Origin of the sequence: Marinobacter psychrophilus (assembly GCF_001043175.1) — a bacterium.
GTDB lineage: Bacteria > Pseudomonadota > Gammaproteobacteria > Pseudomonadales > Oleiphilaceae > Marinobacter > Marinobacter psychrophilus.
On the sequence record NZ_CP011494.1, the window covers coordinates 3,184,657 to 3,210,998 of the forward strand.

The 26,342-nt window shown below is 52.1% G+C and carries 25 protein-coding genes; 12 read left to right on the plus strand and 13 right to left on the minus strand.

Annotated features, from left to right (window positions below; translation table 11 throughout):
• Positions 1 to 3: 3 nt before the first annotated feature.
• The 4 genes from ABA45_RS14450 to ABA45_RS14465 all read right to left on the minus strand — a co-directional run bounded on the left by ABA45_RS14450 (position 4) and on the right by ABA45_RS14465 (position 3,268).
• Entirely contained in the window at positions 4 to 1,041 is a 1,038-nt protein-coding gene (locus tag ABA45_RS14450; protein ID WP_048387231.1) for a proline racemase family protein, read from the minus strand.
• Positions 1,041 to 2,183: a zinc-binding dehydrogenase gene (locus tag ABA45_RS14455; RefSeq protein ID WP_048387233.1), complete on the minus strand. Its 1,143-nt coding sequence runs from the start codon at positions 2,181 to 2,183 to the stop codon at positions 1,041 to 1,043. The genes ABA45_RS14450 and ABA45_RS14455 overlap by 1 nt, the downstream gene beginning before the upstream one ends.
• Before the next feature lie 67 nt (positions 2,184 to 2,250).
• Positions 2,251 to 2,694 carry a YHS domain-containing (seleno)protein gene (locus ABA45_RS14460; protein WP_048387235.1) on the minus strand — a complete coding sequence of 148 codons (444 nt, stop codon included), beginning with the start codon at positions 2,692 to 2,694 and terminating at the stop codon, positions 2,251 to 2,253.
• A gap of 184 nt (positions 2,695 to 2,878) precedes the next feature.
• Positions 2,879 to 3,268, minus strand: coding sequence for a PAS domain-containing protein (locus ABA45_RS14465; RefSeq protein WP_048387237.1), 390 nt, complete (start codon positions 3,266 to 3,268; stop codon positions 2,879 to 2,881).
• A gap of 599 nt (positions 3,269 to 3,867) precedes the next feature.
• Between ABA45_RS14465 and ABA45_RS14470 the strand changes: the two genes are divergently transcribed.
• The 4 genes from ABA45_RS14470 (at position 3,868) to ABA45_RS14485 (ending at position 10,055) form a co-directional block, all read left to right on the plus strand.
• The gene (locus ABA45_RS14470) at positions 3,868 to 4,797 is read left to right on the plus strand and encodes an ABC transporter substrate-binding protein (RefSeq protein ID WP_048387239.1); all 930 of its coding nucleotides are present in this window, start codon (positions 3,868 to 3,870) and stop codon (positions 4,795 to 4,797) included.
• Positions 4,798 to 5,001: 204 nt separating this feature from the next.
• On the plus strand, positions 5,002 to 6,054 hold the full coding sequence (locus ABA45_RS14475) for a quaternary amine ABC transporter ATP-binding protein (RefSeq protein ID WP_048387240.1): 1,053 nt from the start codon (positions 5,002 to 5,004) through the stop codon (positions 6,052 to 6,054).
• A 17-nt stretch (positions 6,055 to 6,071) separates the two neighbouring features.
• On the plus strand, positions 6,072 to 8,132 hold the full coding sequence (locus ABA45_RS14480) for an ABC transporter permease (protein WP_048387243.1): 2,061 nt from the start codon (positions 6,072 to 6,074) through the stop codon (positions 8,130 to 8,132).
• Between the two features lie 312 nt (positions 8,133 to 8,444).
• Positions 8,445 to 10,055, plus strand: coding sequence for a putative bifunctional diguanylate cyclase/phosphodiesterase (locus ABA45_RS14485; protein WP_048387245.1), 1,611 nt, complete (start codon positions 8,445 to 8,447; stop codon positions 10,053 to 10,055).
• Positions 10,056 to 10,157: 102 nt separating this feature from the next.
• Here the strand turns inward: ABA45_RS14485 and ABA45_RS19105 are convergent, their stop codons facing one another.
• The 3 genes from ABA45_RS19105 to ABA45_RS14500 form a co-directional block, all read right to left on the minus strand.
• Positions 10,158 to 10,412, minus strand: a complete 255-nt coding sequence (locus ABA45_RS19105) for a hypothetical protein (RefSeq protein ID WP_198146991.1) — start codon at positions 10,410 to 10,412, stop codon at positions 10,158 to 10,160.
• A 34-nt stretch (positions 10,413 to 10,446) separates the two neighbouring features.
• Positions 10,447 to 11,661, minus strand: a complete 1,215-nt coding sequence (locus ABA45_RS14495) for a serine hydrolase domain-containing protein (protein WP_048387249.1) — start codon at positions 11,659 to 11,661, stop codon at positions 10,447 to 10,449.
• 112 nt (positions 11,662 to 11,773) lie between these two features.
• Complete coding sequence (locus ABA45_RS14500) at positions 11,774 to 12,844, minus strand: mechanosensitive ion channel family protein (protein WP_048387251.1); 1,071 nt, start codon at positions 12,842 to 12,844, stop codon at positions 11,774 to 11,776.
• 149 nt (positions 12,845 to 12,993) lie between these two features.
• On the opposite strand from ABA45_RS14500, the gene ABA45_RS14505 reads away from it, so the two are divergent.
• Positions 12,994 to 14,427, plus strand: a complete 1,434-nt coding sequence (locus ABA45_RS14505; RefSeq protein WP_048389123.1) for an aldehyde dehydrogenase family protein — start codon at positions 12,994 to 12,996, stop codon at positions 14,425 to 14,427.
• Here the strand turns inward: ABA45_RS14505 and ABA45_RS14510 are convergent, their stop codons facing one another.
• Positions 14,428 to 14,739: an antibiotic biosynthesis monooxygenase family protein gene (locus ABA45_RS14510; RefSeq protein WP_048387253.1), complete on the minus strand. Its 312-nt coding sequence runs from the start codon at positions 14,737 to 14,739 to the stop codon at positions 14,428 to 14,430.
• A 290-nt stretch (positions 14,740 to 15,029) separates the two neighbouring features.
• Positions 15,030 to 15,275, minus strand: a complete 246-nt coding sequence (locus tag ABA45_RS19490; protein WP_048387256.1) for a hypothetical protein — start codon at positions 15,273 to 15,275, stop codon at positions 15,030 to 15,032.
• Between the two features lie 132 nt (positions 15,276 to 15,407).
• On the opposite strand from ABA45_RS19490, the gene ABA45_RS19495 reads away from it, so the two are divergent.
• Together ABA45_RS19495 and ABA45_RS14525 are read left to right on the plus strand one after the other, a co-directional pair.
• On the plus strand, positions 15,408 to 15,926 hold the full coding sequence (locus ABA45_RS19495) for a molybdopterin dinucleotide binding domain-containing protein (protein ID WP_048387258.1): 519 nt from the start codon (positions 15,408 to 15,410) through the stop codon (positions 15,924 to 15,926).
• A 121-nt stretch (positions 15,927 to 16,047) separates the two neighbouring features.
• Complete coding sequence (locus tag ABA45_RS14525; RefSeq protein WP_048387260.1) at positions 16,048 to 16,716, plus strand: glutathione S-transferase family protein; 669 nt, start codon at positions 16,048 to 16,050, stop codon at positions 16,714 to 16,716.
• 42 nt (positions 16,717 to 16,758) lie between these two features.
• Here ABA45_RS14525 and ABA45_RS14530 read toward each other — a convergent pair whose 3' ends face one another.
• Positions 16,759 to 17,139, minus strand: coding sequence for a DUF2237 family protein (locus tag ABA45_RS14530; protein WP_048387262.1), 381 nt, complete (start codon positions 17,137 to 17,139; stop codon positions 16,759 to 16,761).
• A gap of 233 nt (positions 17,140 to 17,372) precedes the next feature.
• On the opposite strand from ABA45_RS14530, the gene ABA45_RS14535 reads away from it, so the two are divergent.
• From ABA45_RS14535 to ABA45_RS14550, 4 genes are all read left to right on the plus strand, one after another.
• A complete protein-coding gene (locus ABA45_RS14535) occupies positions 17,373 to 18,593 on the plus strand; it encodes a dicarboxylate/amino acid:cation symporter (protein WP_053076200.1) in 1,221 nt (406 codons plus the stop codon).
• Between the two features lie 303 nt (positions 18,594 to 18,896).
• Entirely contained in the window at positions 18,897 to 19,865 is a 969-nt protein-coding gene (locus ABA45_RS14540) for an ABC transporter substrate-binding protein (RefSeq protein WP_048387264.1), read from the plus strand.
• A gap of 101 nt (positions 19,866 to 19,966) precedes the next feature.
• Positions 19,967 to 20,998, plus strand: coding sequence for an ABC transporter permease (locus tag ABA45_RS14545; RefSeq protein ID WP_014872367.1), 1,032 nt, complete (start codon positions 19,967 to 19,969; stop codon positions 20,996 to 20,998).
• Between the two features lie 11 nt (positions 20,999 to 21,009).
• Positions 21,010 to 22,068 (plus strand): betaine/proline/choline family ABC transporter ATP-binding protein, encoded by a 1,059-nt coding sequence (locus ABA45_RS14550; RefSeq protein ID WP_048387267.1) that lies wholly within the window; start codon positions 21,010 to 21,012, stop codon positions 22,066 to 22,068.
• A gap of 95 nt (positions 22,069 to 22,163) precedes the next feature.
• Here ABA45_RS14550 and ABA45_RS14555 read toward each other — a convergent pair whose 3' ends face one another.
• The 3 genes from ABA45_RS14555 to ABA45_RS14565 all read right to left on the minus strand — a co-directional run bounded on the left by ABA45_RS14555 (position 22,164) and on the right by ABA45_RS14565 (position 24,135).
• Complete coding sequence (locus tag ABA45_RS14555) at positions 22,164 to 23,240, minus strand: alcohol dehydrogenase family protein (protein WP_048387270.1); 1,077 nt, start codon at positions 23,238 to 23,240, stop codon at positions 22,164 to 22,166.
• A gap of 100 nt (positions 23,241 to 23,340) precedes the next feature.
• Positions 23,341 to 23,826, minus strand: coding sequence for an acyl-CoA thioesterase (locus tag ABA45_RS14560; RefSeq protein ID WP_048387273.1), 486 nt, complete (start codon positions 23,824 to 23,826; stop codon positions 23,341 to 23,343).
• Between the two features lie 60 nt (positions 23,827 to 23,886).
• Positions 23,887 to 24,135: a DUF3297 family protein gene (locus ABA45_RS14565; protein WP_048387276.1), complete on the minus strand. Its 249-nt coding sequence runs from the start codon at positions 24,133 to 24,135 to the stop codon at positions 23,887 to 23,889.
• A 309-nt stretch (positions 24,136 to 24,444) separates the two neighbouring features.
• On the opposite strand from ABA45_RS14565, the gene ABA45_RS14570 reads away from it, so the two are divergent.
• Entirely contained in the window at positions 24,445 to 26,322 is a 1,878-nt protein-coding gene (locus ABA45_RS14570; RefSeq protein WP_048387278.1) for a Gfo/Idh/MocA family oxidoreductase, read from the plus strand.
• Positions 26,323 to 26,342 lie beyond the last annotated feature (20 nt).

Here is a 26,342-nt window from a genome sequence, read left to right on the forward strand (position 1 = left end):
GCCTTATTGTTGACCGGATAAAATGTGGTGCAAGCTGCCACACTCCACCATGGGATCGTCACAGTTGACGACGATATCGGAACGGGCAATCACATAACTCTTGCCGGTAATCTGGTTCTTAACCATCTGGACTTCGCCGCTCTGCTCCACAGCACTGAACTCGCCGATGAAGCTGGTTTCCCGCAAAGAAATCGTTTCCAGCCGGTCACCGGGTTTGATGCTGCCTTCGTAATTCATCAAGGCCAGCCGCGCCGACGTCCCGGTACCGGTGGTGCTGCGGCAGATAACGCCGGGATGCACATAAGTAGCTGAACGGGAGCGGTAATAGCCTTCACCCACATGCTCCACTGGTCCCATGAAGTGGAGGAATGGCAAGGGCCCCACATCGCCTAACGTGTGATGGGAGAAACGTCGTTCCGCCTGCACCGCTTCAACAATGGCATGAGCCGCTTCGGCAAGCCTGCGCTCTTCGTCCAGCGTCAGGTCAAACCCCAGCTCTTTCGCATCTACCAGCGCATAGAAACCGCCACTGTAAGCAACGCTGTAAGTCACCCTCCCCAAACTCGGCACCTCAACGGTAGCCCTGTAGGTGTGAATGTAGCTGGGCAGACCTTCACAGGTGATGGATTCCACCACCCCGTCGCGCACCGTTGCGTCTATTTGCACCAGCCCGGCTGGCGATTCCAGTAGAAACTGTTGCCTGCCTTCCTGCTTGGGCACAATGCCCGCTTCCAGAACAGCGGTGGCGGTGCAGATGGTGTTGGAACCGGAGTAAATCGGATAACCCATCACCTCCATGATGATGTACCCGGCCGCTGCAAGTGGATCTGTCGGCGGCACCAGCAGGTCTACCGACATCTCGGGAATACCGTAGGGCTCTTCCAGCAACAACCGGCGCAAGCCATCGGCATGGTCCCGCAGGTATTCCATCTGGGCGCGCACGGTGTCCCCCGGCAGCGAAGCAATACCGCCGGTGACAATCCGGCTGACATCGCCACCGGCATGGGTATCCATCAACTGAATGGTCAGTTCCGGTTTCATCACACGTTCCCCAGGGTAAAAAGCTTGCCATGCTCGTTCCACTGCGCGTCGGGAACAATCACGATCTTGCCGAGGTAATTGCTGCCCCGATTCTCAAAATAAACCTCGGCGTGATGCAGATCCGACAGTTTGAACGCGCCGTGAAGCACCGGCTTCAATTGCCCGCCTCGAATCCAGGCCATAAGTTGATCGGCTTCCTCCCGGGTACCGTGAGACACCCCAAAAATTTGTACCTGATAAAGGTAAATACGAGTCCAAAGAATCTCGCTGATGTTGCCACCACTGGCACCGGCAATGCTCAACCTCGGATAGGTACTGCGAGCATTCATATCAAAGATCATGGTGTCGATGAACGTGTCAGTCATCTCTCCACCCACCAAATCCATCACCGCGTCAAACGGTTTGCCGCCCGTTACCGCCTTTACCCGGTCAACAAAGCTGCTCATATCAGAGCGGTCCAATACGGCCTCGGCCCCAAGCTTAAGTAACGCATCGGCCTTGTCGTCTTTACTCAGAGCATAGGGGATAGCGCCCACAATGCGGCACAACTGGATCAACGCGGTACCCACGCCGCCACTGGCACCGGTAACCAGTACCCGCTCGCCTGCCTGAATATTGGCGGAGGTAACCATGTGGTAAGCGGTCTGATACGAGCACATACCCATGGCGGCCAGTTCGGCGTCAGCCAGTTCCGGGTTGGGAATGTGATGAAATTGGTCCGAGGGCAGTGCGACATACTCTGCATAGCCACCGTCTGCACCGTGGCCGAAGTAATCAGGGGTCAGGTTGATGTCCCTGCGGGCATCGGCGTAGATGTTAAAATCCAGTAACCCACGCTCGCCCAGGCAACTTTCACTAACGCCCTCACCCACCGCCACCACGCGACCCGCTATGTCGGCGCCCTGAATGCGGGGAAAAATCAACGTCGGCTTGCCACCCATCTGGAAAGACGTCATCTCTCCCTTTTTGGTGGGATAAAGCCCTTCGCGAGCTTTACGGTCGGTGTTGTTCTTGGCGGTTGCCGTTACCTGCACCAGCACCTGCCCAGGCGCCGGATGCGGTGTCGGTACGCTTTGGTATTTGAGCTTGTCGATCCCACCGTGACCGGTAAGAACCATCGCTTTCATAGTATTAGGAATCATAGGCGAACCCTCCGTGTCAGATTACAAATTGTACCTGAAATAGACTTGGTCCGGTTTGTAGTGACTCTTATTCCAGCACCCCGGGCCAATTTGCGTTGGCCTTGCGAATAAAACCTTCCGGGTCTGCAAGCCATTGGTCGTGAACTGATTTGTTGACGTTCAGATACAACCGCCCGTTTCTGATAGCCCAATGCTGCGGGTCGCCCTTGGCCAGATAGCCTTGGCTTACAGCCCAGGCACAATAACCTCCGTAGGAAGGCGCGTAGCGTTGTGGATCGTTTTTGAATCTGGCAAGATTTTCAGGGTTCGCGAAGCGCCAGGTGGCGCCGTTATACTCGGTTGCGTGCCCGGCGGAGCCCTTGGCTGGCTGCCCTGACTCAAAGTAGCTTACGCTGTCGTAGCCACCTAAAGCGGTGTTACTCAGCAAGCCGGTGTAAACGAGTGGTTCAGACGCCAGCGCGCTGCTGGTGAAAAGCAGAATTATGGTCATCAGAGAGAAGTGCCCGGTCATGTCATTTTTCCTTCAAATGGAGGGGGTAATGACTAGACACTATCGAACAAATTTTGTTACCAAAGGCTTTGAATATTTTGCTTCAAGCTGCACACCAAACACACGAGCCAAGCACAACCTGCCGTTGCGGCAGTCACGTCAGGCCAGCGTACTGGCCTGACACGGTCTGCTCAGAGACGCTTTTCTAAATCTTAACAACCGCTCTCTGTACCGCCACATAATGCGTGACCTTAGCCCCGTCCATCACCGGAGATACCTTCCATTCAATATTGAAAGGGCTACCGTCTTTGCGATAATTAACAGTGCTACCGTGGAAAGTCCGATTGTTCTTCAAATCATCAGACAAACGATCTGTCTCTGCTTTATCGGTTTTCGGCCCCTGTAGCAGACCAGGCGTTTTACCGAGTACTTCGTCAGCCGAATAGCCTGTCAGGTCAGTGAAGGCCTCGTTGACATAAATGATCACTGAATTCGTGTGGTCATCGGTAACGTCCGTTACCATTACCGACTCGAAAGCCAGACCCGCAACCGACTGAAAAAGTGGGGATTGCAGTAATTCTGTGGAATGGTTCATACATTTCCTTTTATATTTCGAAACTGATCCGGGTTTGCAGGATCACCCTTCAAGTATATGCACAGCGGCCAGTGCTGTATCAACTCCGGCAACACGGTGGGCGGGGCACATTCATTTTTCAGAACTGGCTTTAACCGGTTTTCCTCAAGCGAAAAAACGCTCGCAGCCAGGATGTGTTAGCCTAAGGATTCTGGTATACGAGTTATCAAGTAGTTTTCTGCTTGACCAGTTCGAGCGCTCTCTTCCGGCGTATTCTCGAGATCTCGCGTTTCATCGGCGGCCTGCCCGCCCTCGGCCCTCTGTTTCACCGACAGATAAAGCCTGCTCAAAGACAGATACAGCCTTCATAGAATTGCGCCATTAATACATTCGACCCTGGCGCGCACTACCAAAAAATCAAAGTCGTTATGGCTTTTAGAAGTACTTTTTGGGGCGCTGAATTACTAACGTGCTTTTTTAAGAAAGCTCGCGGCGCCGTCATTATCGTCAATTTTTTTGCCCAATATAATTTTGCGCCAAAAACAAGACAGGACTTTGCCTATAATCAAAGAAAGTACGAAATAATCCATTATGGATAACAATACTTTTCGGAGATGTGTATGAGATTTTTAAATAAACTTGCGACTGCCGCTGCAGTTAGCTCACTGGTGTTTGGCGCGACTGTAGCCCAAGCAGATTCAAAAGAGCCTATTGTAATTGCCACCCATAACTGGACCAGCCAAATTACTATGGCTTACGTTATTGGCGGTATTTTTGAAAGCATTGGCGATAACGTTTCTTACGTACCTGCTGATAGCCAAGCGGTTTACGAATCGGTTCGTAACGGCGACGTCACTATTGCTCACGAAGTATGGCAATCTACCTTTGGCAAGTCTTTTAACAACGCTTTAGACGCTGGCGGTATTATTGATGTGGGCACGCACGCCTCTGCGACTCAAGAAGAGTGGTGGTACCCTGCATACGTCGGCGATTTATGCCCGGGCCTACCCTCTTGGGAGGCACTTAACGATTGTGCCGAACTGTTTGCAACGCCAGGCAGTGGCGGAAAAGGGCGTTATCTGGACGGCCCTATGGATTGGCATGGCCAAGAGACCCTGGATCGCATTGAAGCACTGGACATGAACTTTACCGCCAAATTTGCCGGATCATCCGGTGCACTTTGGGCTGAACTGGAGTCTGCGGCTAAAGACAACCGTGCCGTGGTGGTCTTTAACTGGTCACCCAACTTTACCGATGCCGGTGACGGTGGCAGCTTCGTTAAATTCCCCGCTTATACAGATGGCTGCAAGAAATCAGACGGCGGTGATGGCAAGTGTGGCTCGCCCCCAGCCGGTTGGTTGAAGAAAGCTGCGTATTATCAAATGCCCGCAAAATGGCCAACTGCTTATAAAATCTTTAACAACGTATCCTTTACCAAAAGCGATATAGGCAACATGGCAGCATTGGTAGACATCGATGGTATGACCCACGAAGCAGCCGCTACTAAATGGCTGGCTGATAACGAAGCAATCTGGAAAGCCTGGTTGTAAGGCAAATACGCTAACCTGAGCGCACTGCGTTCAGGTTAGCTCTTATATTCAGAATCTCTATTTTTTTATTCTGTTTTTTCAGTAACAGCAGAGCTATTGACGCGGTGCAACAATAATCTATTGCGCTTATTCGTCCGATATATCCACTGAACTACTGCCATCAACCTTATCTCTTAGCACCACTTTTTATACGGGAATTTGATTATGTCAACGTCAGCTCAGCCGGTCATCAAGTGCGAGTCTGTCTATAAAATTTTTGGCGCTAACGCTGTAAAAATTCTGGAACAATCAGGCGGAAAAGTAGATACAGCATCGTTACTTAAAGCAGGATGTGTCATTGGCGTTAACAACGCTTCTTTTGAAGTACACAAAGGTGAAATGCTCGTCATTATGGGCCTGTCAGGCTCTGGCAAATCCACACTTCTGCGTTGTATTTCACGGCTGATCGACACCACTGCGGGCGATATTTTTATTGATGGTGAAGACCTGCTTGCGATGAATGCAAAGGAACTCATCAACATCCGGCGTAATAAAATGGGCATGGTATTCCAAAGTTTTGCCCTTCTGCCTCACAAAACCGTTCTCGAAAACATTGCCCTACCATTACAAGCAAAAGGCATAAGCACTCGCGACAGCATGGCCCGTGCGATGGACATGGTGAACCTGGTAGAGCTCACAAATTGCGAAAACGACTTTCCCCGCCAACTCTCCGGTGGACAACAACAGCGTGTCGGCATTGCCCGCTCATTGGCCGTAGAACCTGAAATCTGGTTTCTCGATGAGCCCTTCTCAGCTCTGGACCCACTGATTCGCAGGGAAATGCAAGACGAGTTCCTGCGCTTACAAAGTGTCTTGCACAAGACCATCTTATTCGTTACCCACGACTTCGATGAGGCACTACGCCTTGCCGACCGCATCGCCATTATGAAAAACGGCGTTATCGAGCAAATTGATACCCCAGCCAACATCGTACTCAAGCCAGCCACGGAGTACGTCGCCAAATTTACCCGTGGCGTGCCCCGTGAGCGCGTACTTTCTTGCAGAGCCATCATGGAAGAATACGACGCCACCGCCAAGATGAGCGACGTCACTGTTTCTGACCACGCCATCATCGAAACCGTAGCCGGGTCTGTGCTAACCGAGCAAAACCCGGTGGCTGTCATTGATGCCGAGGGCAACATTGTTGGCGCTCTAAACCGCCGCATTATGATAGACGTCTTATTTGGTGAGACTAACAGCATGCCAGTTAATAACTAAGTTATGAGCAAAGCCTAATGCAATATTTTACCGAACATAAATGGATGCAGTTTGTCGCCTTATTGGTGGTGTTCTTTGCGCTTGTAATGGCGATAGATCCCGCCACAGGTGGCAACCTCTGGCGCCTGCAAGAAACCCGGTTCTGGTTGCTGCCTGACGTTGTTAACGATGGCCTCAAGTTCCTCATCAATGACTTTTGGGTGGTCGAAACTTACGATGCCGAGTTAGACATCATCGAACAATCAACCATGATGAAAGAGTTTACCCGCGACCTGTCTGGTGTGGTTCTGTTCAGCATCAATTTGATTCGTGAGATCCTGTTAGGGGGCGTCAAAACCGTTGTGGCCTTCACCAGCTGGGACTTTATCAGCGAAAACGAGTGGGCTCGAATCCCCGCACTGCCGTGGCCTACTGTTGCTGCGGGTGCATTTTTAACAGGGCAGTATCTTGGTGGCCGCAACCTGTCACTTTTAGCCGGCATCAGCACTATTTACATTGCCGTGTTTGGTCAGTGGACCCCCGCCATGCAAACCCTATCGTTTGTGTTGGTGGCCGTACCTTTATCGGTTTTTCTGGGGTTAACCCTTGGCATCATCGCCTTCAGGAACAAAACCTTCGAGTCTGTCCTCGCACCACTGCTGAACGTGGCTCAAACCATGCCCCACTTCTCGTACCTGATCCCGGTCGTAGTGTTCTTCGGCATTGGTGACCAGGCGGGTGCTATTTCAACGGTTATTTTTGCCACTCCACCAATGATTCGTCTTACCATTCTAGGCCTGAAGAAGGTCTCTCCAGAAGTGGTGGAAGCCGGCATGATGAGTGGCTGCAACTCACGCCAACTTATGTTTAAAGTACTCATCCCTACGGCACGCCATGACATTTTAATCGGTGTTAACCAGGTCATCATGCAGTGTTTGGCCATGGCCGTTATCGCATCGTTTATTGGCGCAAAAGGCTTAGGCTACGACTTACTGGTGTCTTTGAATATGCTCAAGATAGGCCAGGCTCTCGAACTTGGTATATCCATTGTCTTAATTGCAGTGGTTCTGGATAGGTTATCCCTGGCCTGGGCCAAAAAGCAGGTTGATTACTTTGCAAACGTACCGTTTTATGTGCGTCACAAGTACTCACTCGCTTTCGTGGGGATTTTCATCTTCACCTCCATTATTGCCTATGTCGCGTCTGTGATTTTTCCAGACAAGGCCAACTACTTTTATTTTATTCATGAATCACAGGGGCTTACTACCGAAAAGTTCTGGGATTCTATTGTAGACTGGATCATCACCAACACTTACGACAGCGTGCAAAGCTTCAACTTCTTCATGATTACCTCGATTTTGATGCCCATGAAAGAAGCCTATTTATCGATGCCCGTCGCGGCAACTCTGTTCCTGGTGGCAGGTACCGGTTACATCGTTGGCGGCCTTCGCTCTGCGATTGTTGCGACGGCTCTTATTGCCTTTATTGCCCTAACACCCTGGTGGGACCGCGCCCTGATTACGGCCTATATGACCACCTTTGCCGTCATCATTTCCGTAACGATTGGCTGTAGCGTCGGCATTTTGTGCTCGCGCAACCCCAAAGCAACCAAGTTTATGTTGCTGGTGTGTGACACGTTTCAGACATTTCCGTCGTTCGTCTACTTAATCCCGGTCATCATGCTGTTTGGTGTCAGCGATTTATCAGTGCTTATTGCAGTGATCGTGTACGCCACCATCCCTGCCACACGTTACACCGTAGAAGGATTGTGTAACGTGCCGAAAAGCTTGCAGGAAGCCGGCTCCATGTCAGGAGTTAACCGCACGCAGCGTTTACTGAAAATTGAACTGCCCCTGGCGTTCCCTCACATCATGCTAGGCATCAACCAAACCGTCATATTCTCATTGTTTATGATCATCATCGGCGCCTTTATCGGTACCGACGATTTAGGTCAGCTGATCATGCAGTCTTTGTCTCAAGCCAACGGCATGGGCCAAGGCATCGTGCTCGGCTTGTGCGTCGCCTTTATTGGCCTGGCCGTAGACCACTTGATTCACACCTGGGCAGAGCAGCGTAAGAAAGTGCTTGGGCTTAGTTAACCGATAAACCGGGGAGTCGGAAAGAAGCAAAACGAGACTTGAAATTGTCGATAAAACTTGCCCAATGACCGCAAGTCCCGATAAATAAGTCCTAACGGTCGAAGCCTGATGTAAGAATCGGGCCTAGTCAGTTTCGCCGACTGAACCAGCGCCATCATCGCGGCAGAATACGTAATTGGTGCGGGTTTCAAAAAATTGTTACAGTTAATCCGATAGTAAATATGTCGATATAGCGACGTTTACACAATCGCAGGGATGAGTGTCATGCTGCGTGTACGTACGCATTGATGCTGTAGATAAGGAATCAGATACATGGCGAATGGCACATGGAATTGGGATCCGCACAGCTTCCTCGATGATTTTCCAGTCGAAGATACCCCCGGTATAAAGCTTTTGCTTAACGGTGCTGGTGTTCTTGTAGCCGGCAGTGGCGAAAGTATCGACAAGATTCTTAATACAGATCAACATTCGCTCGGGGAATACATCGACACCTTATTCCCCGAAACGGCGGGAAACCGGGGCTTACGAGAAGCCCACTCCAAGGCTATGGGAGGCGACCTACAGAATTGTCGCCAGCGAGTTGGCGGCATGGATGTAGCCTGGGAACTCATTCCTGTGGATACAAAAAGAGGCCAGGAAGTGCTCGCGTTGGCCATTGTACTGACCGACAACCAACCTCTGGAGGATAACCCTCACGAACTCCAAAAGATGGACCCTACCACGGGCATTCCAACCCGGTGGGTGGTCATGGCACAAGCTGAAGAAGCATTCAACCGCAATCCCAACACTCAATGGGCCGTCTTTCGGCTTAAAATCGAAGGCTTCAGGCGCATCAATCAGGCCTTGGGCCAGGATCTGGGTGATCACGCGTTCCATCAAGCTGTCGGGCGTATCGTGCGATCGCTAGCCGAGGATGAGTGCGTTGGCCGGGTAGCCGGCAACGAGTTTATTCTGCTCATTCAGCATGAAAGTGACGACCATACCGTTGAACGTATTAAGGCTATAAACCTGTTGTTTGATGAACCACTGAAGGTTGGTCTGCTTCAGTTCATGCTTCGCATAAATGTGGGCATTGCCCGCTCTCCTCAGGACGGCTCAACTGCAAAGGATCTGGAACGGCGGGCCACCATCGCCCTTGAACGGACCCGGCATTCCGGCCTCAACCACGCATTTTTCAGCTTGGCTCTCGAGGACCACGTATTAGCCCACAGCTGGGTACCGGCTGAAGCCCAACGCGCCCTTCGTAAATCTGAATTTCAACTCTATTACCAGCCGGTGGTTGACACACGTACCGGGGAAACGGTTTCTATGGAGGCCCTGATCCGCTGGCAACACCCGTGGCGGGGACTGATCCTGCCCGGACACTTTATTCCAGTGATTGAAGAAATGCAGCTTATCGTTAATCTCGATCTTTGGGTCCTTGAGCGTGCGTGTCATGAAGCGATGTCCATGGGCAAGCCGGTAGCGGTCAACATTACAGCCAATACCATTACGGCCCCGGACTTTTTGAAAAGACTGGATCGAGCCCTGACCAAGAGCAAGCTGCCACCAAGCTGGTTGACCCTAGAGATCACAGAGAGGGTATTCAGTTCACCGAAGCTGGTGCTGGAGCCTTTAAAGGCAGTACACGAACGCGAGGTTCAGATTGCTGCCGACGACTTCGGTGTGGGCTACTCGTCGTTGTCTTACCTTTGGCAGTATCCGCTGGATAAGCTCAAGCTCGATGGTTCTTTTGTCCGCGCGGCGGTGCTGGATCAGCGTGCCCAGGATCTGGTAACCGGTCTTGTACCACTCATAGATACCCTTGGAATGACGCTGATTGCGGAATGCGTTGAGACGGAAGAGGACCGGGCCTGGCTGCACGAAGCAGGCGTGTTTTTCCAGCAGGGATACTACTTCGCACACCCCGCTCCTTTCTCATAACTTGCAGAACAGCTGGCGCGGCCCAGTTCTATGGCGAGTGCCAAGCCTGTTCTGGGAACTACCGATATGACGGCTGCGGCACTGAGCTCAAGATGGGATTAGCTACCACCGGGCCGGCAAAAGAAAGTCGAGCGTGGCCAGCCACTGCCGCCGGGCTGGCAGAAAAAGTTGAATTATCGGAAAGGTAATCATTTCGACTAAGAGCTGTTGCGCTTCGGCAATATCCGCGACGTCGATCGCAACCGTCTGCGGGTAAAGATCGAGGATCGAGTTTATACGATTATCAAAGATACCCGAGAAATCATCGATATTCTCAACCAGTAACATCAAATAAGCCGGGACAGATTTATTTTCCAATCCCGGACTCCCTGAAGTTATAGAACCTTGTGGGTCACACTAAAGCGCCATTCACTATGCCCCGCAGTTCCTGGCGGATGGGGTAAGACGACGAGGGGATCAGTTGCGTCATGAAAATCATGACCAGTTCCTCAACCGGATCGATAAAGAAGTTGGTGCTCGCCAGACCGCCCCACCCGTACTCGCCGGCCGATCCGTTAGTCTGGGATTTGACAACGTCTGTCTTAACCGAGAAACCCAGGCCAAAGCCGGTTCCGGCATAAGGTGTTTCGCTGAAGGCTCCAACCGCAAAGCCTGGCAGATCCTGATTATCCGGCAAGTGGTTGCGACGCATGAATTCCAGAGTTTTTCGACCAATAATCCGCCGCCCCCTAAACTCTCCGCCCTGGCAAAGTGTCTGGGCAAAATGGAAATAATCGTCAATGGTGGAAACCAGCCCGCCGCCGCCTGACACAAACTTGTTTTTTTGCCGAAAAGGAGACGTCTCCGGATCGTCTTGCAACGCAAGCTGATCGCCCGACTGGTGCTGATAGCAGGCAGCGAAGCGGTCGAGCTGATCATCACGAACCTGGAAGCCGGTGTCTGGCATGTCCAGGGGGTCAAATATATTGTCGCGCAGATACTCGTCTAACGGCTGATCCGCCAGCAACTGCACTAAATACCCCAGCACATCCGTGCTGACGGAATAGTTCCAGGCCGTACCCGGTGAAAACTCGAGCGGCAGCTCCCCAAGTTGGTTCACCAGTGCTTCCAGCGTCAGGTTCCGGCTGCCATCAAGCCTTAACTCGCGGTAGGCCGCGTCAACGTTGGTGCGATTCATGAATCCGTAAGTCAGGCCCGACATGTGGGTGAACAGGTCGCGAATGGTCATGGTGCTGGTGGCCGGCGTGGTCAGAAAATTAGGATAAACACCGCTTTTATAAACCTGCAGGTTTTTCCACCCCGGAATGTACTTTTGTACCGGATCATCCAGCAAAAACCGCCCCTGCTCGTAAAGCTGCATCATAGCGATCGATGTGATCGGCTTAGTCATCGAGTAAATGCGGAAAACCGTATCCCGGCAGACAGGTTTGTTGCGTTCCACATCCATCAATCCCTGGGCTTTCACGTAGGCAATTTCCCCCCTCCGGGCTACCAGTGTCAACGCGCCAGGCAACTTTCCAGGCTGGATATAGCGACGATCAAGATGACGTTCAATGTTGCGAAGCTGGTCTGCTGAAAGGCCAGCAACCTGTTTGAATTCCGTCATAGAGAAAGCACCTTGTCGTGTGATTTTTTTAAATTGTTGCGTAGTTTTGAAATCATTGCGTCACAATAAACCCATGACCCCTAAAACTCGCGAAAAGCCGCAATAATACAATTTACTGATCAAGGGCCGCATCTGGATCATCCACCAGCCGCGCCCGAACCTTCGGCAAATATTCCGGATAGTTGGCTTGAACAAAAGTCACCAACCCCTCCCGCACCGCGCAACGTAAATCCCAGGCCTTGCTGGAATTCGAGGCACTCATCAGGAAGCGTATCTGTAACACACGCTCATTCGAGTCGGTCACCTGCACTGTCTCCGTTTTTCCGTCCCACAGGGAAGAGTGTCTGAGCAGCCGCGCGAATTCCTCGCGCAACGGCGGCACCGGCATGGCGTAATCAACTGAGAGCAAAACCGTCACCATCAGATCGGTCGTATTGCGCGACCAGTTCTCAAACGGGTTCTCGATAAACCACTGCAACGGCACGATCATGCGGCGCAAATCCCAGACCCGCAACACCACGTAAGTCGCTGTCACTTCTTCGACCCAGCACCACTCGCCCTGAACATGGAGTACATCGTCTATACGAAACGGCTGGGTCAGCACAATCTGCATACCCGCCAGCAGATTGCCCAGCACCGGGCGAGCCGCGAAACCCAAAACAATACCGCCAATGCCGGCGGAAGCCAGCAGGCTGCCACCAACGTGGCGCACGCCGTCAAAGGTCATCAGGGCGCCCCCTAACCCTATGATCACAATCAGAACATTGAGGCCACGAACCAAAAAACGGGTCTGTGTTTCAACTTTTCGAGCACGTTTCCATTGGTGCTCAAGCGCTGGGTTGAGTATAACAACCACATCCCCGATGGCCGAGGTGCAGCGCACCGCCGACCAGGTCATCGACAAGATCAGCAGCAGCGTGGCGAAATGCTGCAGCTCCGCCAGCAGGGGAAGACCTTCAGGTGCGGTTTCCAGAACCCCGTTCAGCACCAGCAAACATGAGAAGACACCCAGGGCGCGGGCGGCAGCGTCTAGAAAGATGCGGGGAACGGCCTTGGAGCGGGTAACCCGACGTGTCACTCCCAACGCAACGCGGAAGGTAGCGTAGGTTGCTACCAGCGCCAGTAACGCGGATGCGCCCGGCAGTAGCCACGCGGTTAGACCGGCCTCGATCGACTCCAACATCCCGTACCCCTGCAACAATAATTATTTGGAAGTCGTCAAACTAGCGCATGCCGCGGGTGCTAGCAAAAGAAAGTGGGAAAAGAGGTAATAGGAAAGTCAAAGTGCGCGAGTCTGCTACCATGAACCAACTTCCACGCAAGAGCAGACGCATAATGGATACAACCAAGTTCTACATTAACGGAAAATGGGTAACGCCTGAGGGCACCCAAACCATAGACGTTATCAACCCTTCTGATGAAACCGGATTTGCCAAGATTACTCTGGGTTCTGAGGCTGATACGAATATGGCCGTCAGCGCCGCAAAAGGTGCGTTCCCGGCCTGGTCGATGTCGACCAGAGAACAACGTATTGACCTGCTTGAGCGCTTGCTGGAGACCTACAGCGCGCGTGCTGAAGAGATGGCACAAACCATCAGTAAAGAAATGGGAGCGCCCATCAATTTGGCAAGAACGGCCCAAGTCGGCGCCGGCGCTACGCATCTGAAAAACACCATTCGTGCGCTAAAAACCTTCAACTTTGAGCACGCCCTGGGTGACCACGCGCCAGAGAACAGAATTATGCACGAACCGGTGGGCGTTTGCGCTCTGATAACCCCCTGGAACTGGCCGATGAACCAGATCATGCTGAAAGTGCCGGCGGCAATTGCGGCCGGCTGCACGGTGGTTCTCAAGCCGTCAGAGATTTCACCGTTGTCGGCAATGCTGCTGGCAGAAATGATCGACAGTACGGGCTTTCCAGACGGCGTGTTCAACCTGGTTAACGGCGATGGAGAAGGCGTTGGTTCGCAACTTTCAAAGCACCCGGATATTGATCTGGTCAGCTTTACCGGTTCAACCCGTGCCGGCAAAGCCATCACCATTGCCGCAGCAGACACCGTGAAGCGAGTTGGCCTGGAACTGGGTGGCAAAGGCGCTAACATCATCTTTGCGGACGCCGATGAAAAAGCCATAACGCGTGGCGTGCGCCATTGCTTTGCGAACTCAGGCCAATCCTGCAACGCGCCCACACGGATGCTTGTCGAGAAGTCACTTTACAAGCAGGCTGTTGAAACCGCCGCATTGATTGCCAGTCAGACAGATGTTGGCCCCGCCGACGTAGACGGCCGCCAAATCGGCCCCGTGGTTTCTGAACAACAGTTCCAGAAAATTCAGGCACTGATCAAAAAGGGTATTGCAGAAGGCGCGACGCTGGTATCCGGCGGCGAGGGCCGGCCAGAAGGGCTGAACAAGGGCTATTTTGTAAGGCCAACTGTTTTCGCAGACGTCACGCGCGAAATGACCATCTGGAGCGAAGAAATTTTCGGCCCGGTTCTGGCCATTACAGCGTTTGAAACAGAAGAAGAAGCGGTGAAGATGGCAAACGATACCCACTATGGGCTGACCAACTACATCCAGACCTCCGATAAAGAAAAAGCCCACCGATTGGCGCGGCAATTGCGGTCGGGCATGATCGAAATTAACGGCAAATCCGGATCGTCAGGTTTCCCGTTCGGCGGCATGAAACAGTCAGGCAACGGCAGCCGGGAAGGCGGCGTGTGGGGGCTTGAAGAGTTTCTGGAAGTGAAATCCGTCACTGACTGGTAACTAGTCGGTCGGGTTAACCACCCACTCCGGATCTTCAAACTCGCCAAGGGGCCGGATTTCACAGAAAGGCGCCGCTCTGCGGATAATGTCAGCCACGTCGGGATTGTGTTGTGACTCCATCGCATCCCGGCTGGCTTTTTTGTCCCAGTGGGCAATGGCTATAAGCGTATTCGGTTCACCGATCTTGCGATGCAATTCCGTTCCCCGCGCGCCCGGTGCGCGCTGAATCAACTCGCTTGCACGCATCCAGGAATCCGCGTAATCCTCGGCGGTATAGCCCTCTCTGATCTGCACTTCGAAAATGTATTTCATACCAGCCCGTCCTTCCTGATAAACAGATCCGACATTCGCGTAGGTCGGTCAATTGTCACTTTCCTGCAAAAGAAAGTAGATTCTTCTGTCGGCCATTGAGTCTAGCCCAAAACTCTCACAGAAAATAAAGAGGTTAGTGATTGGGGTTAAGATTGGGGAAGCACATGAGTAATAAGGATGACATCGTCGCCGGATGAACAAGCCTGGTGGCCTTATGTGCCCTTCCTGCGCCTGGCCCAAACCCAAGAACTACAGCGCGTTTGAATTCTGCGAAAGCGGCGCAAAAGCGGTCATGTGGGAGTTAACAAAAGACCGCTGCACACCCGCTGCGTTATAACCCACAAAGCGACCGCTACGAAGAAATCGACTGGGAATCGGCGTTCAAAGACATCGCGGATAACCTCAACGTACTCGATCCCGAAAGCGCGGTGTTCTATGCCTCCGGCCATGCCGGGCTTGAGGCCGCCTATCTTTACGCACTGATGGCGCGACTGCACGGCAATAACAATCTGCCGCAAAGCTCGAACATGTGCCACAAAACCACCTCTGTTGGCCTTAGCAAGGTAATTGGCTCTCCCGTCGGCACCAACACTGCCAGAGAACCCGAAGGTAAAATGGGAAGAGTGGACCGCAGACTATTCGCTGGTGCGGGATCTGATTGAGCAGACATGCCCAACGACTTTGGCGATTTCAACGCAAGGATGTTCGAGCCCGGTGGTTTCTATCGCGGCATTGCTGCCCACGAACGAATCTGGAAGACGTCAGAGAAGAAAGCACTGTTCACCACGCCAGAGCGGCTGACATCCTTGGGATTTGGCACCAAACCCGGCCGTTACAGCTTGCTGACCATGCGCTCCAACGATCAATTCAACACCACCATTTATGGCTATTCGGATCGTTTTCATGGCATTGAAGGAACGCGGGATGTGCTGCTGATGAACCCGGATGATATTAAACGTGCCGGGCTATCGGGTGGAGACCGTGTCCAGATGATCACAGACTTGGACGATGGTGTGGATCGCCGCCTTGGCGGCCTGGTGCTAACGCCCTACCAGATTCCGGCAGGCACCGTGGCCTGTTACTACCCGGAGTGCAATGTGCTGGTGCCGGTCAGCCATCATGATCAGCTATCGAAAACGCTCGGTTCAAAGTCAGTTCCGGTGCGGATTGAGCGGGAACAGGCGTAAGTCAGCCCTACCCTGCGGCTTTCGCGAAAGCGACTCAAAGCGCGATGGTGGTGAACCAAAACGTCATTTCCAGCCTACTTTACTGATGTACACTCTTTTTCGACGCGAACAGGATTTCAGCATGATTACGGTTCATCACCTCAATAACTCCCGCTCACAACGCATTCTTTGGCTGCTTGAAGAGCTGGGAGTGCCCTACGAGATCCAGCACTACGAGCGTGATGCCAAATCCATGCTGGCGCCTGACAGCCTCAAAAAAATACACCCGCTGGGTAAGTCGCCGGTAATCACCGACGGCGATTTGGTTATCGCGGAGTCCGGCGCCATTATCGAATACCTTGCCCACACTTATGGCAAAGACACCATGCTGCCGAAGAGCGGCGGCCAGGCTTGGCTTGATTACACATACTGGCTGCATTACGCCGAAGGCTCTTTGATGCCGCCGCTACTGATGCGTTTGGTGTTTGAAAAGGTAAAAACCAGCCCGATGCCGTTTTTTGTCAAGCCGGTGGCAAGAGGTATTGCGAACAAAACCAACGAGGTTTTCATCGGCCCGATGATCAAAACGCACCTCGATTTTATCGAATCTCACCTAGCAAAGAATACCTGGTTTCTTGGCGATAACCTGAGCGCTGCGGATATTCAGATGAGCTTTCCGCTGGAAGCCTCAGTGGCCCGGGGCATCACCGGCAAGAACCGACCTAGTATAGTAACCTGGGTGAAGCGTGTGCACGCCAGACCGGCTTACCAAAACGCTCTTGAAAAAGGCGGGGAATACGATTTTGCCTGAGTAGACGGTGGAGAGCTCGGGCCTCCCCCCCGCTTTGTGCCACTAACTCAGATCCACAGAATGCTTCTTCAGGTCCGCAAGGTCACAAACTTCCAACGCGGCTAGATGCGTCGCCTTCAGCCGAACCCTGGGTGCGCAGCCCGCATCCAGCGCTTCACGCCAGCGTCCCGCGCATAGGCACCAGCCGTCTCCCGCTTTTAAACCCGGAAAGCCAAACTCTGGGCGGGCTTCGGTCAGATCGTTACCCCTGCTGCGGGAGAACGCCAGAAAATCGTCAGTTACCACCGCACATACCGTATGGTTGCCCATGTCCTCGGGCCCCGTATTGCAGCAACCATCCCGGAAAAAGCCGGTCACTGGATCTTTGCCGCAGACTTCCAATGGCTCACCAATAACGTTGGTGGGTTCTTTCTTTGCCAGCATGCTGGGTTGCTCCTTATATATGTGGACAATATGATAACCAATATACGCTATAGACGGGCACTACATCACCCATTGACCGTCAGCAAGCGTAAACCGACGTCAGTTTTACGTCCCACTGCTGTATTCAGGTAATCTGCCGCTCCCGGCACGTTGCACTGATAATTGAGACAGCTTGAATCATAATAATTCCCGCCCACGGTGAATACCTAATTCTACAAGGCAAAACGAAACACATGAGTATATGGAAAACGTACAAAGAAACGTCGCTGGTGATTAAAATGTCAGCGGGGTTCTTTCTGGGCATTACTATCGCCATCATCTTCCGCGAACAAGCCGCTATTCTCAGCCCCTTGGGCACTATTTTTATCCGCCTACTCAGCTTAATTGCGACACCCGTGATTTTTTTGACGGTCACGCTGGCAATTGGCAAGATGAATATCAGGCAGATGGGTAGATTAAGCGGCAAGCTCATACTCTTTTACGCTGTCACTACGGCTATGGCCGTGTGCATTGGCGTTTCCCTGGCTCTACTTTTTAATCCGGGAAATAATTTAAGTTTGCCCGAGGTGGCTGTCCAACAACCTGAGATACCGGGCGCGTCTGCCATGCTGTTGAAAATCGTACCCGATAACCTGTTAGGGGCCTTTGCAGCGGGCGATTTAATGGCCATTCTGTTCATTGCCATTATTATAGGCATTGCTATTTCAACCATGACCTTTTCACCCGATGGTCAGACAAAAGAGCAGGGTTTGCTGCTGGAGCGTTTTTTCAACGCTTTTAACGAGTTATTTTATAAAATACTGGGCGGCATTTTACTTTATGCTCCCATTGGCGTAATGGCGATCAGTGCCACCACTTTCGGTACTCAAGGATGGGCCACCCTCAAGTCATTGTTGGTGTTTACTGCCACGTTTTACCTGGGTCTGGTTGTTTTATGGTCGTTGGTATACACCGGATTTTTAAAATTCTACGGCTACGCTGCCCTGCGCTTTTTTGGCGACATTAAAGAGGCTTTTGCCACTGCATTTTTTACCTCAAGCAGCCTAGCGACATTACCTGTCGCTATCTCTGCTGCAAAAAAAGCAGGCGTATCGGCCAAAACTGCCAATTTCGCCCTGCCGCTAGGTGCCATTTTTAACTCCGACGGTGGCGCACTGCGCATGGGCGTATCTTTGGTTTTCGCCGCTAACATCATAGGGCTGGATTTGGCATTGGTTGATTTGGTGACCATCGTGGTGATCGGAACTGTGCTGTCTATTGGTACAGCCGGAGTGCCCGCCGCCGGCCTGGTTACGTTATCAGCAGTTCTAAGCATGTTTGGCTTACCGTTGGAAATAGTCGCCCTGATTGCCGGCGTAGATGCTCTGATTGGCATGGGCGGTACCGCTTCCAACGTAGTCGGCGACATCATTGGCGCCGCCGTAATTGATGAGAAAGAAGCCGTTACTCCTTAAGCGGTGGTGGGAAGCCAGCTAAAAAACCAAGGGCAGATTTCAAATCTGTCCTTGGTTTTTCATCGACGATCCGACTGGAAAAATACAACCGTAACGTCGAATTTTCAGCGGTCCCGAAAATTAATCACTTGTAACTCTTCCCCAAATCATTACTCTGGTAGCTAAGTATTAACCGAGGTCTATACGTTTGCACTGCCTTTCAAATACGCTTTCAGAGCGCGAAATCATATCCCGAGAAGTCTTCAGGACTCCCTCAGCGGCCCCTGTGCCGTGTACTTTTAATTCCAAAATGGAGTACCCATCATGCGTAAACTAACGCCTGTGGCGCTTTTATGCGCCCTGTCTGCACCCTCGCTCGCTGTCGCCGAATGCGGTGAAGTATCCATTACCCAGATGAGCTGGGCCTCGAACGCCGTAGTCACCGGCGTCGCCACTTTTATTATGGAACAAGGCTACGGCTGTGACGTAACCGTGATTCCCTCGGACACCGTTCCTGCCGTCACATCGGTCGCTGAAAATGGCGAACCGGACATCGTGACCGAGCTTTGGCTGAACTCTGCCGGCGAGGCCTACCTGCGCCTGGAAGAGCAAGGCAAAATCAAGCGCGTAGCCGAAGTACTGGACCCAGGTGGTATTGAAGGCTGGTGGATTCCCACGTATCTGGCCGAGAAACACCCGGAACTGAAGACCATCGAAGGCATCATGGCGAATCCGGAACTGGTGGACAGCCGCTTTAACAACTGCCCGAGTGGATGGGGCTGCCGTGTTGTCAGTGACAACCTGGTCCGCGCTCTTGATCTCAAAGCATCAGGTATCACGGTATTCGATCACGGATCCGGTGAAACCCTGGCGACGTCTATGGCCTCCGCGGTTCAGAGCGAAGAGCCCTGGTTCGGTTACTACTGGGGCCCAACTGTACCACTCGGCAAGTACGACATGACTCGGGTTAAAATTGGCGATTACAAGCCAGACGTTCATACCCGTAACCAGACCCAAATGGCCGAAAATCCCGGTGTTTCCGAGTTCCCTGCTGCCACCATTCTGACCGCAGTCACCACCAGTTTCGGTGAGCGCGAGCCTGAAGTGGTTGAGATGCTAGGCAACATGACCTTCAAAACCAGCACCATGAGTGCCCTGCTGGCTTGGATGGATGAAAACAACGCCTCCGCCGAAGAGGCTGCCGTTTACTTCCTGAGTAACAATACCGACGAGTGGTCTAGCTGGCTGAATGCTTCAGCCACCGAGAAACTCGCCAACGTGCTTGGCCAGTAGATGTTATTAAGAAGAGCCGGTTCGCCGGCTCTTCTTTTATAGATCCAATAAAAATCACACCGAATACCCCATTCTGAATGCGCAAGGAATATCGAACGCTCATGGCAACCTATGACTTCCTATTTTCATCGCTTGGACTCACGGAGTGGTGCGCTGAAGGCAAGAGCGACGCGCCCATGTCGATGGCCGCACTACTCAACAAATCCAAAGGTACGGAAGCCGAGCAATCCCTTTGGGACGTGCCGTTTCCATCCATGGATGCACTCAATGACTCCTGCGCAGCCTTCCCTCAGTCCCGGGAATTAACCCAGGGGCTGGAGCAAGGTTTTCTTGCCGTCAAAGACAATCTCAGTATTGTGCTGGACCCCATTACCCAGCCTTTGAGTTGGGCCCTTGATGGCACTCTTTACGGCATGATCACGACGCCCTGGTGGATCGTTATTCCGATTCTGCTGGCGGTTGTTCTGCTTGTCACCAAATCCTGGAAGCTGGTCGGCTTCGTAGCTGGCAGCCTGTGCCTGCTTGCCTTCATCGACTACTACATATACGCCATGCAAACACTGGCGATTATATTTGTCTGCGCGTTCATCTGTGTGCTGCTGGGCGTGCCCATTGGTATCGCCATGTCCCGAAATAACATGATGCAGAGGCTGACGATCCCGGTACTCGACATGCTGCAGACCCTGCCGCCTTTTGTGTATCTAATCCCGCTGATTTTTCTGTTCAGCGTGACCGAGTCCAAACTGTACGGCATCGCCATCATTCTTTACGCCATTGTGCCCGTTATACGCATGACCAACCTGGGTATCCGGCTGGTGGACCCAGACGTGATTGAAGCGGCGAATGCCTTCGGCATGACCAGCCGGCAAAAGCTGTACAAGGTACAGATTCCGCTGGCGCTGCCTAACATCATGGCAGGGGTAAACCAGACCATCATGATGAGCCTCGCCATGGTTGTTATTGCCTCCTTGGTGTCGGCGCCCGGCCTTGGCGTGCTGGTACTCCAGGGCATACGCAATCTAGAACTCGGTGTTGGCCTGGTAGCGGGTCTTGGCATTGTTATTCTGGCGGTCATTCTGGACCGGGTAACCAAAGCATCGCTGGCGCGTATTAACGCCTCGCAAAAACAGTAAGGAAGCGCATTGTGGATCGGGACATTAAAATTTCAATCCGGAACCTATACAAGATTTTCGGCCCTACTCCCGACGTTGCCCTTGAGTACGTAAAACAAGGCATGGGAAAGGCCGAACTGCTCGAAAAGCATCAGCACGTGCTGGGCCTTCAGGATATCAACGTGGATATGCGCGAGGGCCATGTAACCGTCATCATGGGGCTGTCGGGATCTGGCAAGTCCACGCTCATTCGGCATCTCAACCGGTTGATTGAACCCACCGGCGGTGAAATCGCAGTCGATGGCGAGAACGTACTGGCGTTTGACGAAGACCAGTTGCGCAACCTGCGCAGGGAACGCATGTCGATGGTGTTCCAGAAATTCGCGCTGCTGCCGCACAAAACCGTTCTTGAAAACGCCGGGATGGCGCTTTCCGTGCGCGGCCATAAAATTGAGGAATTTGAAGCAGAAGCCAAAAAATGGATCGCCCGCGTGGGCCTGGAAGGCAACGAATACCAGTACCCGCACCAATTGTCTGGTGGTATGCAGCAGCGCGTTGGTATCGCCCGGGCACTGGCCTCTAACTCACCGATCATGCTGATGGACGAGGCCTTCTCGGCGCTGGATCCGCTGATACGGTCAGACATGCAAGACCTGCTGCTGGAGCTTCAAGACGAGCTGCATAAGACCATCGTTTTCATTACCCACGATCTGGATGAGTCACTGAAACTGGCAGACCACCTGGTCATACTCAAGGAAGGTTATATTGTTCAACAGGGTGAGCCGCAAGAAATACTGATGCACCCGAACGATCCTTACATCGTCAACTTTATCAGCGACATCAATCGTGCCCGGGTACTGCGGGTTCGGTCCATCATGAAGAAAACCACGGAAGCGCCTGACAACGTGGCCGGCGATATCGGTGAAAGAGACAACCTGGAATCAGTGATTGCGCTGTCTGGAGGCGACACCAGCCTCACCTATCGCGTGGTTCGCAAAGGTGAGCAGGTTGGAGTTCTGGAAGTCCAAGACCTGTTCAAGGCTCTGGTGCCTACCGAAAGCCCAGAATGCGACACCCGCTCGCATTATTGAAAGAACGAAAACCGGGGTAGGTCTGGTCTTCTGAATCAGGCCTACCCGGTTTTCAATCAAATGACCGGATTTACTCTGCCAAGACCCTCTTCAGCCTAAGGTATCAGGACGAATTTACCCACATGCTTCTTCATAAGAAACTCCGCTTGAGCTTCCGCAATGGCAGACAAGGGGAAGGTCTTCGCTAGAATCGGCTGAATCTCACCTTGCTCGATGTAGCGCACAATATTGGGAAAAACCACTTCGTCCCAAGCCGTTGTTCCCATTAGGGTAATGTCTTTTAAATACATATCACGCATATCAAGGTCAACAACTGGCCCGGCAATAGCACCTGATGAAACAAGCCGCCCGCCTCGTTTCAACAGCTTGAGCATGGTAGGAAATCCACTCCCGGCCACGTTATCCACAACAACATCTACAGATTGCTCCCCGAGCTCTGCGAGCAGATCAGCGGATCTTCCTAGCAGTCTGTCTGCACCGATCCGAGCCACTTTTTCATGCTTGTCATCACCCGCAATGGCGATAACTTTTACGCCCCTGCGCTTTGCAAGCTGCACAGCAGCAGAGCCCACGCCGCCTGACGCCCCCACCACCAAAATCGTTTCACCTGGCCTTAAATTGGCCCTATGAAGCATGTTCTCAGCCGTTCCGTAGGCACAGGGAATGGTTCCAAGTTCGGCATCCGTCCACTCACAGGTCACCGGAAACACGTCACTTGCCCGGATTTTTACATACTGGGCAAATGCACCATCAAAATCAGACCCCATCCAGATATTATCGAGGGAGCCAAAACCGTGTTCGCGAATACACGGGCGGATAAGAACACGCTTGTTGATGAGGCTTTTGTCGCCATCCTCGCCCACATTGACCACAAGGCCACAGCAATCTGTGCCCTGAATCAGCGGAAAAGGCGTCTGATTATTCCAGCCACCGTCACTCTTTGGCGCAGCCGGCGCGGCCTTTGCTTCCGATGCGTCATTCGTAGAATCGTTAACCGAAGAGGAATACCAACCCAGTCGCGTATTGATCTCTGTGTTATTAACGCCTGCGGCCAACACTTTCACCAGAACGTCGCCTGGCCCGATGTCAGGGACCGGCACGTCTTTGCATACCAGCTTTTCATAGCCACCATTACCGGTGGTGACGATGGCTTTCATTAACGTGTGGGTCATGGCTGTTAGCTTCCATTTACTGAATGCAATGGCATAGTGAATTTAGCCAAGTGATGGAAGCTGCACTCTTGTTGGCCAAAAATCTATCCAGCGAGTTCTGCTACGTGCCTGGACGATGAAGTGCCTTATAACGCTCTTCTAACTCAACACGAATCGCACGGCGCTCCTGGCCATTCGCAAATCGCCTGATTTGATCATCAGTGAGAGGCTTCAATGTGGGCACTTCGACGGATTTTCCATTTTCATCCACCGCCACCATCGTGAAAAAGCAGCTATTGGTATGTCTGACCAGCTTTTCACGGATGTTCTCCGTGATCACCTTAATACCCACCTCCATCGACGTGCGCCCGGTGTAATTAACGCTGGCCAGAAAAGTCACCAGCTCGCCCACATGAACGGGTTGAAGAAACATAACCTGGTCGACGGACAGAGTAACGACATAAGCACCTGCATACCGGCTGGCGCAGGCATAAGCCACTTCATCAAGATGCTTAAGCAAGGTACCACCGTGCACATTGCCGGAAAAGTTGGCCACATCCGGCGTCATCAAAACGGTCATGGTCAGTGTTGCAGATCCAGGTTCCATAGCTCGCTCTTTGTTATCGGGCCTTTCAGTGTATGCGTAGAACGCAGGTCTTGGAACTGGCTAGAGGTAGAAGGCTTCAACAGTGCCTTTTAACGTGATCATCAAAGGCTGGCCACGACGATCCAATGCTTTCGGCGACTGGACTTTTATCCAACCTTCGCTGACGCAGTATTCATCAACATCTTTACGCTCTTTGCCATTCAGCCGAATGCCGATGGGGTGCTCGAAAACCTCTTCCGAATGGTGCGGGCTACGAGGATTGCCCGCAAGACGATCTGGCAAGGTTGGTTTTGAGTTTGTGTCGCTCATATTCATGACCCGAAATATGTGAAAAGTGTGCCATTGTAGATAATGTAAGGCTTGCGCTCAAGAAGCGTAAAACCGGGGCAGATTTGTTCTCTGGTGCAAACTCGATACGTCGCCATCAACACTACACCTGGGCCAATACCGAAGAGTATTAAGCCTGGCGCAAGGTAGGTTCCGACTCTTCGAAGGCGGATTCGGTAGTGAGAGAGATGCAGATATCGAAATCTTGGGCTTATTTCTGAACAATGGTCGTGTTTTTTTGCTACTTTCTACCTGTAAATCATAGCCATACACTGTGGAATATCTTATCCGATGGATCTGTTCACGAAAGTTAGCACCAAACCACATTACGAATCCTATACGTGGGGCAAGCACCGCAGTATTTTTGCATCGGTTATTTACTGGTTGATTTTCATTCTCAGGATTTTCTCGCCACTGCAGTGGATAAAGCTCAGCTTCCGGAAACCGCAGGCGGCGAATAACGACGAGAAAGAGAGAGTAGATTTTCACGCCATGCACTCAGAGCTCTATCTGCTGGTTGTGCTGTGCCTGTCGCTGGCCTTCTATTTTATTCCGTCCTTCATTCCGGCCCTTCCGGGTATCCCTGAGGCAATAATCTCCGGGCTGGATCTGCTCTCGTACCTCATTGTATCGCTGCTGCTGTTTGAATCGGTGATGTGGCTTATCTACTACATGCTGCTTCGGATTCTTATCGAAAAGCACCTGACCATATTTAACGAAGCGGAGTACTTTATTGCCTTGCCATTTGTACTGGCAACGCAGTTTTTCCTGCTGGCAGAGCTCCTTGGTGTAGGCGTGTCTGAGGTGTTGGCGCTAGCGCTGAACCTGGATTTCGAAGGTTATCAGGCAGCCCAAACGACGCAGCTGGCGATAGGCACGTTTGGATACATCTATACGGCACTCATTATTGCCAACATTATTAATCTGATACCAGCCATTCCCGTTGGTCGTCGGCCAAACATCACGATTATCGGCGCGGGCGATGTGGTCAGGCATCGCATGCTTCCCGCCTTACTTGGTAAAAAGCTGTATTTGCCCGGACAGGTTGCCATCATCAGCTCTGACATTGACCAGAGCTTTCAGGATCAGCTCAAGAAAGATGGCGTGGCGTTTCAGGTGCTGAAGAGCGGTGCGTCCAGTGAAGACAAAGTGCAGGAGGTCGTTAAATTTATAAAAAAACGATCGTCTTACGCGATTATTGCAACGCCTACAGAGAGCCATTTTGGATACGTTTCAGCTCTGGCCAAAGAAGGTATTGTTTTTGGCGTTGAAAAACCTCTGGTCGCCACTGCTGCCGAACTGGCGGTTCTCCGGCCGTGCCAGGATCAGCTGATGGCACGGGGTTTCCTGTTCAGTTACTACTGGCTGGAAAAAGCATTGCCCCTCAACTATTTCCTCACGTTGAATCCGCAGTACCACCGTTTCCTCGATATCAACGTAAACAGCAGTCCAGAAAACCGCCCAGTGGGGCCTGATGCGCTTGCCTATCTTCGTCTGCAACTCGGGAAGCTGACCAGCGTTGATATCACCTTTTTGGAAGGTGATGATCCCCGCGAATGGAGCCTGGCGAAGGAGACCGGAGGTCTGTTTTTTGAGACCCTAATACACCCCATAACGCTGCTAAACCATGTGCTGGACACACCGTTGCGACTGAAAGACTTGCGTGCTGAATGGTACGTTTTGAAAGATTTGCCGGAGGTGCTAAACAGCAACTCGCTTGTCTTAAACGATTATGGCGCCAGCTATGTTTCATTACGCTCACACCCGGATGCTACCTGTGCAATTAACATACGCACGGGTAAGTTTATGGCGGTTGAAGAGCGCTTGATGGTAATGGTGTTTGAAAACGGTGTTATCCGTATGGATCTGGATACCCGGAAATGTTCAATCAGCTGCCCCAAGGCGGGTTCACTGGCTAACGTCACAATTCAGGCGCGTCCAGAAATGGCCAATGGAGGAGGGGCTCCGAAATACGATATACAAATGACGCTCTTTGACAGCTTTGTTCATAACCAGGGGCACTGGAATGCGCAACGTTATGATGATTATCCCAGCCAGATAGACGTGCTGTCTGCGATGACAGATTGGCTGAAAGCTGACGAGGAGGAGTCGCACTTTTACCGGCCAACACCTCTAAGTAAAGCGGATTACAGAAAACTCGGATTGTAGTGGTCAAAAATCAGGCGAAA